The 10,538-nt window shown below is 70.5% G+C and carries 10 protein-coding genes and 1 pseudogene; 5 read left to right on the top strand and 6 right to left on the bottom strand.

Features of this window, described 5'->3' with window-relative positions; all coding sequences use genetic code 11:
* The 3 genes and pseudogenes from B277_RS17920 to B277_RS07235 form a co-directional block, all read left to right on the top strand.
* Positions 1-196 (top strand): annotated as a pseudogene (locus B277_RS17920) (cation acetate symporter); the annotation flags it as partial.
* A 171-nt stretch (positions 197-367) separates the two neighbouring features.
* Positions 368-715, top strand: a complete 348-nt coding sequence (locus B277_RS07240; RefSeq protein ID WP_007926731.1) for a DUF485 domain-containing protein — start codon at positions 368-370, stop codon at positions 713-715.
* The gene (locus tag B277_RS07235; protein ID WP_007926729.1) at positions 712-2,322 is read left to right on the top strand and encodes a solute symporter family protein; all 1,611 of its coding nucleotides are present in this window, start codon (positions 712-714) and stop codon (positions 2,320-2,322) included. Before B277_RS07240 ends, B277_RS07235 begins: the two co-directional genes overlap by 4 nt.
* A gap of 67 nt (positions 2,323-2,389) precedes the next feature.
* Here B277_RS07235 and bioB read toward each other — a convergent pair whose 3' ends face one another.
* The 4 genes from bioB to B277_RS07215 are packed head-to-tail and all read right to left on the bottom strand — an operon-like array spanning position 2,390 to position 5,359.
* Positions 2,390-3,451: a biotin synthase BioB gene (gene bioB, locus B277_RS07230; protein ID WP_007926727.1), complete on the bottom strand. Its 1,062-nt coding sequence runs from the start codon at positions 3,449-3,451 to the stop codon at positions 2,390-2,392.
* Between the two features lie 32 nt (positions 3,452-3,483).
* A complete protein-coding gene (locus B277_RS07225; RefSeq protein ID WP_007926720.1) occupies positions 3,484-4,083 on the bottom strand; it encodes a CbiQ family ECF transporter T component in 600 nt (199 codons plus the stop codon).
* On the bottom strand, positions 4,074-4,775 hold the full coding sequence (locus B277_RS07220; protein WP_007926718.1) for an energy-coupling factor ABC transporter ATP-binding protein: 702 nt from the start codon (positions 4,773-4,775) through the stop codon (positions 4,074-4,076). The genes B277_RS07225 and B277_RS07220 overlap by 10 nt, the downstream gene beginning before the upstream one ends.
* On the bottom strand, positions 4,775-5,359 hold the full coding sequence (locus tag B277_RS07215; RefSeq protein WP_007926715.1) for a biotin transporter BioY: 585 nt from the start codon (positions 5,357-5,359) through the stop codon (positions 4,775-4,777). The genes B277_RS07220 and B277_RS07215 overlap by 1 nt, the downstream gene beginning before the upstream one ends.
* A 122-nt stretch (positions 5,360-5,481) precedes the next feature.
* Between B277_RS07215 and B277_RS07210 the strand changes: the two genes are divergently transcribed.
* The gene (locus tag B277_RS07210) at positions 5,482-6,069 is read left to right on the top strand and encodes a TetR/AcrR family transcriptional regulator C-terminal domain-containing protein (protein WP_007926713.1); all 588 of its coding nucleotides are present in this window, start codon (positions 5,482-5,484) and stop codon (positions 6,067-6,069) included.
* A 9-nt stretch (positions 6,070-6,078) separates the two neighbouring features.
* Here B277_RS07210 and B277_RS07205 read toward each other — a convergent pair whose 3' ends face one another.
* Positions 6,079-6,783: a hypothetical protein gene (locus tag B277_RS07205; protein WP_007926710.1), complete on the bottom strand. Its 705-nt coding sequence runs from the start codon at positions 6,781-6,783 to the stop codon at positions 6,079-6,081.
* Positions 6,784-6,852: 69 nt separating this feature from the next.
* Positions 6,853-7,773 (bottom strand): phenylalanine 4-monooxygenase, encoded by a 921-nt coding sequence (locus B277_RS07200; protein ID WP_040881094.1) that lies wholly within the window; start codon positions 7,771-7,773, stop codon positions 6,853-6,855.
* Positions 7,774-8,043: 270 nt separating this feature from the next.
* On the opposite strand from B277_RS07200, the gene acs reads away from it, so the two are divergent.
* A complete protein-coding gene (acs, locus tag B277_RS07195; RefSeq protein ID WP_007926702.1) occupies positions 8,044-9,975 on the top strand; it encodes an acetate--CoA ligase in 1,932 nt (643 codons plus the stop codon).
* Positions 9,976-10,538: the final 563 nt, after the last annotated feature.

The raw sequence follows: 10,538 nt of genomic DNA, 5'->3' as shown, positions 1-10,538 counted from the left end.
TCGTCTCCGTCCTCGCCTCGCGCCCGAGGGATGGCCGGGTGCGCTCGTCGCCGCACCGACGGCCTGGGCGACGCCGCTCGCCGTCGTCGTCGCGATCGTCGTCTCGCTGCTCACGCCGGGCTCCCGCCCGCGACGCTGGGCCCGCACGATGACCCGCCTGCACACCCCGGAGGACGTCCTCGCCGAGGCCCGCTGACCGCTCGTCGCGCGCTCCCGCCCGCTCGTCGCACCGGAACGGCCCGCACGGCGACGGCTGCTCCCGCCGGTCGAGCCACCCCGCGTCACCGCCCCCCGCCGCGAGGTGGCCCGCGTCACTCTGGTGCGGTCCGGCCGTCGACGTCCGGGCCCCCACTACCGGAGGTGAGCCATGAGCAACGACGCTCAACCGCTCGGCGAGCGCTACATCGCCGTCCAGGAGTCCACGGAGTTCGGCGACCTACGCCGCACCTTCCGCGGGTTCGTCTTCCCCGTCACCGCCTTCTTCCTGGCGTGGTACTTCCTCTACGTCCTGCTCTCGATGTTCGCCCCCGGGTTCATGGGGACCAAGGTGCTCGGCAACATCAACATCGGCCTGCTCCTCGGGCTCGGGCAGTTCGTCACGACCTTCGCCATCACGATCATCTACATCCGCTGGGCCGGGCGGGTCTTCGACCCCGCCGCCGAGGCCCTCGCCGCACAGGTCGGCGCCGACGAAACCCCGGAGGTGGACGGATGATCACCCTCGTCCCCGCAGCGACCCAGACGGGGTCGCCGACGCTCAACATCTCGATCTTCGTCGTCTTCGTCGTCGTGACGCTGGCGATCGTCGTCAAGGTCGCCGCCGGCAACAAGACGGCGAGCCAGATGTACACCGGTGGCGCGGCCTTCTCCGGGCGGCAAAACGGGCTGGCCATCGCCGGTGACTACCTGTCCGCGGCGAGCTTCCTCGGCATCGCCGGCGCCATCGCCCTCCAGGGCTACGACGGCTTCCTCTACTCGATCGGCTTCCTCGTCGCCTGGCTCGTCGCGCTGCTGCTCGTCGCCGAGCTCTTCCGCAACACCGGCCGCTTCACGCTCGCCGACGTGCTCTCCTACCGACTGCAGCAGCGGCCGATGCGCATCGCGACGGCGACCTCGGTCCTCGCGGTCTCCTTCTTCTACCTGCTGGCGCAGATGGCCGGCGCCGGTGGCCTCGTCTCGCTGCTCCTGGGCGTCGACGGCGCCTTCGCGCAAAACGTCGTCATCGCGATCGTCGGCATCGTCATGGTCGCCTACGTGATGATCGGCGGCATGAAGGGCACCACCTGGGTGCAGATGATCAAGGCGGTGCTCCTCATCGCCGCGACCGCGATCATGACCGTGTGGGTCCTCGGGATGTTCGGCATGAACTTCTCGGCGCTCATGCAGGAGGCCGTCGACAAGAACCCCGCGGCGGGTGAAAAGCTGCTCGAGCCGGGGCTGAAGTACGGCGTCAACCTCACGTCGAAGATCGACTTCATCTCGCTCTCGCTCGCCCTCGTGCTCGGCACCGCCGGCCTGCCCCACGTGCTGCAGCGCTTCTACACCGTCCCGACGAGCAAGCAGGCCCGCAAGTCCGTCGAGTGGGCCATCTGGCTCATCGGTGGCTTCTACCTGCTGACCCTCGTCATCGGCTACGGCGCCGGCGCCCTCGTCGGCCCGGAGACGATCAACGCCGCACCGGGCAAGGCCAACGCGGCGGCCCCGCTGCTCGCCTTCGAGCTCGGTGGGTCGTGGCTGCTCGGCATCGTCTCGGGCATCGCCTTCGCGACGATCCTCGCGGTGGTGGCGGGTCTGACGATCACGGCCAGCGCGAGCTTCGCCCACGACCTCTACAACCAGGTCTTCAAGCAGGGCAAGGCCTCGCAGGAGGAAGAGGTCAGGGTCTCGCGGTACGCGGCGATCGGCACGGGCGTCGTGGCGATCCTCGGTGGCATGCTCGCCAAGGACCAGAACATCGCCTTCCTCGTGGCGCTGGCCTTCGCCGTCGCGGCGAGCGCCAACCTGCCGACCATCCTCTACAGCCTCTTCTGGAAGCGCTTCAACACGCGGGGTGCGCTGTGGTCGATGTACGGCGGCCTCGGCTCGGCGCTGATCCTCATCGCCCTGTCGCCGGTCGTGTCGGGCTCGGAGACCGCCATGCTCAAGAGCGCCGACTTCGACATCTTCCCGCTGGCCAACCCCGGTCTGGTCTCCATCCCGCTTGGCTTCTTCCTCGGGTGGCTCGGCTCGGTGACGAGCAAGGAGTTCAACCGCGCGAAGTACGCCGAGATGGAGGTGCGCAGCCTCACCGGTCACGGCGTCGCCGAGGTCATCGACCACTGACCGACCACCAGCACCACCCCACGGGCGAAGGGGGGAGAGCCACGGCTCTCCCCCCTTCGTCATGTCCTCAGGCGTTGGCCGGGACGTTCGTGCCGGCCCCGCGGCGCCGGATGGCCGGCACGGTCGCGGTCGCCCCGTCGCCGGTCGGCTCGTCGGCACCCAGGACCGTGAACCCGTGGTCCGCGATGAGCGCGAGGTCCTCCTCCGCCGCCTGTCCCTCGGCGGTGAGGTAGTCGCCGAGGAAGATCGAGTTGGCCACCTGCAGCGCCAGCCCCTGCACGCCGCGCAGGTGCATCTCGCGGCCCGCCGCGATCCGCAGCTCGGCGGCCGGCGCGAGCAGTCGCGCGGCGGCGAGGATGCGCAGGCAGCGCAGCGGGGTCAGCTCCCACGTCTGCTGCTTGGGCGTCCCGTCGAAGGGGATGAGGAAGTTGACCGGGATGGAGTCGGACCCCATCTCCCGCAGGGCGACCAGTGCCTCGACGAGCTGTTCGTCGCTCTCCCCGAGGCCGGCGATGAGGCCGCTGCACGCCGACAGCCCGGCTCCTTGGGCCATGGCGACGGTACGCACCCGGTCCTCGTAGGTGTGCGTCGTGACGATGGAGTCGTGGTGCGACTGCGCGGTGTTGATGTTGTGGTTGTAGGCATCGACACCGGCCTCGCGCAGGCGCTCGGCCTGACCGTCGCGCAACAGCCCGAGGCAGGCACAGACCTCGACCTCGGGGTGCTCCTCCTTGATCGCGCCGACCATCCCCACGACCCGCTCCACGTCACGGTCGGTGGGGCCGCGACCGCTGGCGACCATGCACACACGCGACGCGCCTCCCCGCACCCCGGCCCGGGCCTGGTCGAGCGCCTGGTCCTCCTTGAGCCAGGTGTAGCGCAGGATCTCGCTGGTCGACCCGAGCGCCTGGGAGCAGTAGCCGCAGTCCTCAGGGCACAGCCCGGACTTGAGGTTGACGAGGTAGTTGACCTTGACGGTCATCCCGTAGTGGGCCCGCCGCAGCCGGGCCACTGCGGCGACGGCGTCGAGCACGTCCTCGTCCGGAGCGCGCAGCACCGTCAGTGCCTCCTGCGGCGTCGCCTCGGAGCCGGCGAGGACCCGCGCGACGATCTCGTCGTAGGTGGTCATGGTCTTCCCTTCATCCGTGTCTTCCGGTCTGGTCATCGCCCACACCTCGGGCGTGGAGCGCCTCCCCCCCGCAACCGCGCGTCACGCACGACCCGCACGACGAAGGGGGTCAAGGTCGCCCTGGGGTCGCGCTCCAGCCCGCGTGCCCGCGCCGCGTCCCGCGTCTGCCCGGCCGCCTCGGCGGTGGCCGGCACGGCCCTCAGCACGAGCGAGATCGCCAGGGCGACGCGGTCGGGGCGCACGCCGAATCGGCGGAGCGGGCGCAGGGCGCGCTCGACGGTGTCGAGCATGTCGTCGACCCGGGTCGTCGCCGTGACGAGGTGTGCGAGCAGGACGAGTGCCACGAGGTCACCGACGGTCTCGGCGGCGCGGGGCCAGCCCGCCTGCCAGGTGAGCCAGGCACCGAGGGCGAGCGTCACGAGGACGAGTCCGCGCAGGGTGGTCGCAAGCACCCTCACGGTGGTGCCAGCAACGACGAGGAGGGTGAGCGCAGCACCCAGCGCGAGTGCTGCCCACAGCCAGCCGCCAGCGATGGCCAGCCCGAAACCCACGGCGGCGAGCAGGGTGAGCTTGGCACCCGCCGGGGCCCGGTGGACGAGCGAGGTGCCGGGACGGTGCACCATCAGGAGCATGCGGCCACCCGGGCGCGGTAGTGGTGGACGACGTCGGCCGCGGGTCCGTCGGCCACGACCCGGCCGCCGTCGACGAGGAGTGCCCGGTCGCACCGACCGGCGAGCTCGAGGTCGTGGGTGACGAGCAGGACCTGCTGCGGCAGCCCCATGAGCAGGTCCCCGACGCGCCGGGAGGCCGCCAGGTCGAGCAGCGTCGTCGGCTCGTCGGCGACGAGGACGTCCGGGCCGGTGGCCAGGACGCTCGCCAGGGCGAGCAGCTGGGCCTGCCCACCGGAGAGGGCGTGGACACTGCGGTCGGCCAGACCCGCCAGGCCGTGCTGCTCGAGCACCTCACCCACGGCGGCGTCGCGTGCGCGTCGGTCGGGTCGCGTGGCGCGCAGCGACAGGGCCACGTCCTCGGCGACCGTCGGCATGACGAGCTGTGCGTGCGGGTCGGTGAAGGTGAAGGCCACCCGGCGCCGCACCTCGCGGCCGCGACGTGCCACGTCGACGCCGTCGACGTGCACGGCCCCTGTCGAGGCGGTGACCAGCCCGTTGACGAGACGGGCCAGGGTCGACTTGCCGGCACCGTTGGGGCCGATGAACGCCACGCGGGACTCGCTGACGAGCAGGCTCGTCTCGTCGAGCACGAGCAGGTCGCCGGTCGCCGTGGGCCGGCGGACGGTGACGTGGTCGAGCTGGATGCGGGCCATCAGGCGCGGCGACGCAGCAGGTCGGGGAAGGCGCGGTGCACCGCGGCCGCGACGAGCACGGTGGCCGCGAGCTTGACCAAGTCACCGATCCAGAAGGCGCCGTCGACGGTGGCTGCGGCCTGCCACCCGAGCCCCGCCCGCAGGTGCAGGCCGACGATGCCGGCGGCGTGGACGACCAGGAGCGCGAGCAGCCCTCCTGCGGTGAGCACCCACACCATGCCGCGACCGGCGCGCCGGACCGCGACGGTGGCGACGGCCCCGATGATCGCCGCCCCGACGACGAACCCGAGGATGTATCCCCCGGTCGGGCCGACGAGGACCGGCAGCCCGGCCTTGCCGTTGGCGAAGACGGGCAGCCCGATCGTCCCGACGAGGATCCACAGGAGGACGGCGAGCGCACCGCGTCGGGCCCCGAGGATCGCGCCGGCGAGGAGGACCCCGAAGGTCTGCAGCGTGATCGGTGCGAAGACCGAGAGGTTGACCGCGGGTAGGACGGAGCAGACCGCGATCAGTGCGGCGAGGGAGGAGACGAGGGCCAGGTCGGTGCTCGCCGTGGCGGCCCGGGCGGCCGGTGCTGTGGTCATGCTGCCGATTCCCCTCATGTGCATGAACGCCGTTCATCCAAGTGAACGGCGTTCAGGTTAGGGCCCTCGATCACGTGTGGTCAACTGGACCCCCGATCTCGACCCGCTCGAAGGGAGCGCCCGTGCCGCCGACGCGACGGACCCACCAGCGGCCGCTCTCCCACGAGCGGATCGTGACCACCGCCCTCGGCCTGCTCTCCCGGGTCGGCCTGCCCGACCTGACGATGCGCGCGCTCGGCGCCGAGCTCGGCGTGCAGCAGAGCGCGCTCTACCACCACGTCGCCAACAAGCAGACCCTGCTCGGGGCCGTGGCCGACGCCATCCTCGCGCGCCGCCCCACCCGCGACACCACCGACCTCGAGCTCCCCTGGCAGGAGGTCGTGCGTCAGTGCTGCCGGGACCTGCACGCGGCCGTCACCGCCTACCCGGACGGCGCTGACATCGTCATGAGCATGTGGGCCTTCGGCATGGGCGGCCGGGCGCCCTTCGACGAGCTGCGCGAGATCCTCGGCGCGACCGGCCTCGACGCGCGCGGGGCGAAGACGGCGGCGCGCACCCTGCTGCACTTCGTCTACGGGCACGCCTACGACGAGCAGTCCCACGCGCAGGCGGCACGGTCGGGCATCGCCTCCGACGCTCGGCCCGAGAGCGACTTCGACACCGGCCTGGACATCATCCTGACCGGTGTCGAGTCTCTCGTCGTGCGGTGAGCGCGGGGCTCACTTCTTCCAGACGACCGCCCCGTCGTCGGCGTAGTCGCCCTCGTAGGGCGAGTACTGCGCACCGCTGACCTCCTGGCCGGAGGAGACCATCGCCACCTGGCAGGTGGTCTCGGTGTCGCCCGGGCCGAAGTCCTTGGGGATCGAGTTGCTGTCGCACTTCTTGAAGGGAGAGGTGCCGATGATCACGAGGGTGGAGGCCTTGCGGCCGTCGGCGAGGATCGGGTCGACGTCGTCGAGGATGTCGCCGCCGAGCTCCGTCGAGCTGTCGGTACCGGTCATCGTGTACTGGACGTAGATGGGCGTGTAGCCCTTGTACTTGTCGGCGTCCTTGAGGTCGGCCAGGTCTGCCGAGGAGCCCTCGGTGATCTCGGTGACCGTCACGGTGATCATCGCGCCGTCGTCCCCCTGGGGGATGGTGGCGGTGTCACCGAGCGCGAGTTCCGTGCCGGGCTCGGTCACGTCACCGGAGGCGGCAGCGTCGTCGGACTCGCTGTCGTCGGACTCCTCCGACTCGCTGTCCTCGGCGTCGGTGCTCGACTCATCGGTCGAGGTCTCCGACTCGGTCGCCTCGCTCGTGCTCGCCGAGCTCGAGGGGCTCCCCGAGTCGGTGACGTCGTCACCGCTCTCGCCACCGCACGCCGAGAGCGCGAGGGCGGCGACGGCGAGGAGGCCGGCGGCGCCGGCACGTCGACTGGTCATCATGGTCTTCCCCCTTGTCGTCGTGGTCGGGGACGCAGCGTCCCCTGTCTGCGACGAGAGTAGAGGTTGCCGTCAGCCGGCAGCCATGGGGAGCAGTCCCCGCTGGGCGGCCTCCCGCCGGAGCGCGTCGGCCGCGTCGTCGTCGACCCGGGCGAAGAAGGTGCCGACGACGTCCTCGAGGTGCTCGACCGATCGCGCTGCGAAGATCACCGGCTGGTAGACGGTGATGTCGTAGTTGAGCGTGCCCATGTCGGCCAGGTCGAGGTCACGGATCTCCATGTGCTCGAACTCCTGGATCTCGCCGAAGCTCGACAGGATGCCGGCACCGTAGGCCTTGAGGTCCGGCCCGTCGTACATGACGCCGAACTCCATCGAAAACCAGAAGACGTCGGCCACGAGTTGCATGGCCTCGTCCGTCTCCAGACGGAGGGAGGCCGCCCCCGCCGCCTCGGTGATGGCCGCCAGGCGCGGGCTGGCGAGCTGGTTGGCGTGCCCGATGACCTCGTGGATGATGTCCGGCTCGGGCGTGTAGAGCGGCTCGGAGGCGTGCCGCAGGTACTGCGTGGAGTTGAAGGTGCGGCTGCCGAGGTCGGCGTAGAAGTCGCGCAACGGCACCAGGCCCGGCGCGCACACGTAGCTCCACCCGGTGATCGGCTCGAGCCGTGTGGTCACCTCGGCGAGCTGGGGGACGTGGTCGGTCGGCAGGCCGAGGGCACTCTTGGCAGCGAGGTACTCGGGGTGGGCCAGCCGCTCGTGCAGCGGCGCCAGCTCCCGGCTCACCCGGCTCCACACCCCGTGCTCCTGCTCGGTGTACTCGATCGTGGGCACCGGCTCCGCCCCGCGGTCCCAGGTGAGCGCCGCGCCGGCGATCTCGCCGCGTCGGCGCAGGTACTCCTGGTCGCCACGCCCGGGATGGGTGTCGGCGAGGTGCACCTCGACGGTGCCGTCCTCGTGCTCGGTCACGGGTGAGTACAACTGTCCCTCGGTAAACACGTCAACCACCTCCTTGTGGTCCCACCACCGTGGCAGAGCGGGTCGATCTGCACCACGGACCGCCAGACCACTGAGCAGACTGCACAGCCCCGAGCCGGCCCCCTTCGTCCGCTGCTGTGCACTGTGCCCACGACGGACCGTTCGTCGCCCGCTCCCCCGCGTCCGCCGACTCGTCGGCGAACCCGCGTTGTGCTCCGTGACGCCGGGGTGGAGGCTGGGGGTGAACGCACACCAGCGCGACGTCGCGCTGGCACTCGATGAGGAGGACATGTGACGGACTACGCCCCGAGCCCGGAGTTCGCTGCCCAGGCCAACGGCACCGCAGCCCTGTACGACGAGGCATCCGCCGACCACGAGGGCTTCTGGGCCGCGCGCGCCCGTGAGCAGCTCACCTGGAGCACGGACTTCGACACGACGCTCGACTGGAGCGAGGCTCCCTTCGCGAAGTGGTTCGTCGGCGGTGAGCTCAACGCCGCCTACAACTGCGTCGACCGCCACGTCGAGGCCGGCAACGGCGACCGGGTGGCCCTCCACGCGGTCGCCGCCGACGGTAGCGAACGCACGATCACGTACGCCGACCTCCAGCGCGAGGTGTCCAAGGCGGCCAATGCCCTCGAGTCCCTCGGGGTGGCGAAGGGCGACCGCGTCGCCATCTACATGCCGATGATCCCCGAGGCCGTCATCGCCATGCTCGCCTGCGCCCGGATCGGTGCCCCGCACTCCGTGGTCTTCGGCGGCTTCTCCGCCGACGCCCTGCGAGCACGCATCGAGGACGGCGAGGCAAAGGTCGTCGTGACGAGCGACGGGCAGTTCCGCAAGGGCAAGGCGATGCCGCTCAAGGCAGCCGTCGACCAGGCCGTGCCGGGCACGACGGCGGGCAAGGTCCTCGTCGTGCAGCGCACCGGCATCGACGTCGAGTGGGACGACGAGCGCGACGTCTGGTGGCACGACGTCGTCGACTCCGCCTCCGACCAGCACGAAGCGCAGCCGCACGACAGTGAGCACCCGCTCTTCATCCTCTACACGTCCGGGACGACGGGTAAGCCCAAGGGCATCCTCCACACGACCGGCGGCTACCTCACCCAGTGCGCCTACACGAGCTCGGTGGTCCACGACCTGCACCCCGAGACGGACGTCTACTGGTGCACCGCCGACATCGGCTGGGTGACCGGGCACAGCTACATCGTCTACGGACCGCTGGCGAAGGGGGCCACCCAGGTCCTCTTCGAGGGCACCCCGGACAGCCCGCACCGAGGGATCTTCTGGGAGATCGTCGCGAAGTACAAGGTCACGATCCTCTACACGGCCCCGACGGCGATCCGCACCTTCATGAAGTGGGGCAAGGAGATCCCGGAGAAGTACGACCTCTCCTCGATCCGCCTGCTCGGGTCTGTGGGTGAGCCCATCAACCCCGAGGCCTGGCGCTGGTACCGCGACACGATCGGCGGCGGCACCGCCCCGATCGTCGACACGTGGTGGCAGACCGAGACGGGAGCGATCATGAACTCCCCACTCCCCGGAGTCACCGACCTCGAGCCCGGCAGCTCGCAGCGCCCGATCCCCGGCATCGCGGCAGAGATCCTCGACGACGAGGGGCAGCCCCTCACCGAGCCCGAGCAGGTCGGTTACCTCGTCCTCACCAAGCCGTGGCCGTCGATGTTGCGCGGCATCTGGGGCGACCCGGAGCGGTACAAGGACACCTACTGGAGCCGCTTCGGCCCGAAGTACTACTTCGCCGGTGACGGGGCGAAGTACGACGACAAGGGCAACATCTGGATCCTCGGTCGAGTCGACGACGTCATGAACGTCTCGGGCCACCGTCTGTCGACCGCCGAGATCGAGTCGGCACTCGTCTCCCACCCGAGGGTGGCCGAGGCCGCCGTCGTCGGTGCCAGCGACGAGACGACCGGTCAGGCCGTCGTCGCCTTCGTCATCCTGCGCCAGGACGGCGCCGAGGGCAGCCAGGGTGACGAGCTCGTCCAGGAGCTGCGCAACCACGTCGGCCAGCAGATCGGCCCGATCGCCAAGCCCCGCTCGATCATGGTCGTCGACGAGCTGCCCAAGACGCGCTCGGGCAAGATCATGCGGCGCCTGCTCAAGGACGTCGCCGAAAACCGCGAGATCGGTGACGTGACGACGCTGGCCGACTCCTCGGTCATGAACCTCATCAAGGAGGGCATGAGCGCTCCGCCCAAGGAGTGACCCGGACATGACGAAGGGGGCCCGCCGACGGACTTCGGTTCACATGGTCCTCGCAACACCTCGATCTGAGGAGTTGCGAGGACCATGGTCGTTTCGAGGGGAAGACGCTCGCCTGTTGTGGTCACGCCGGCGGTTATCGCGCGGGTCGTGGCGGTGTTCGACGAGTCAGGCTCTGTGGGCGCGGCTGCCAGGGCCGTGGGGTGCTCGCATTCGACCGCGCGGCGGGTGCTGGTCGCGGCCGGGCGCTTCCCAGCACGGCCGCAGCCGTTGGGCAAGCCTCAGCAGCGTGCCGAGTTCGACGCGTTGATCGCTGCGGGGATGCATCACGCTCGGGCAGCAGTCCGGGTCGGGGTGACAACTCAGACCGGTCGGTACTGGATGCGTGGTGTGCGTAAGAGCCACGGCCGCACGATCTACCCGGATGGGCGCGTCACCGGGCCACCGGCCACGCGGGCGGCTAGGAACAGGCCCATGGACGAGGTCGTGGGTACGGGCAGGTTGTTGTCGTTGCAGGAACGTCTGGCCATCGCTGACGGGCTGGTCAACTTCGAGTCCATGCGGTC

The organism is Janibacter hoylei PVAS-1, from assembly GCF_000297495.1.
Classification (GTDB): domain Bacteria; phylum Actinomycetota; class Actinomycetes; order Actinomycetales; family Dermatophilaceae; genus Janibacter; species Janibacter hoylei.
Note: the sequence above shows the minus strand (reverse complement) of the source record. Positions and strands in the feature narration are given on the sequence as shown.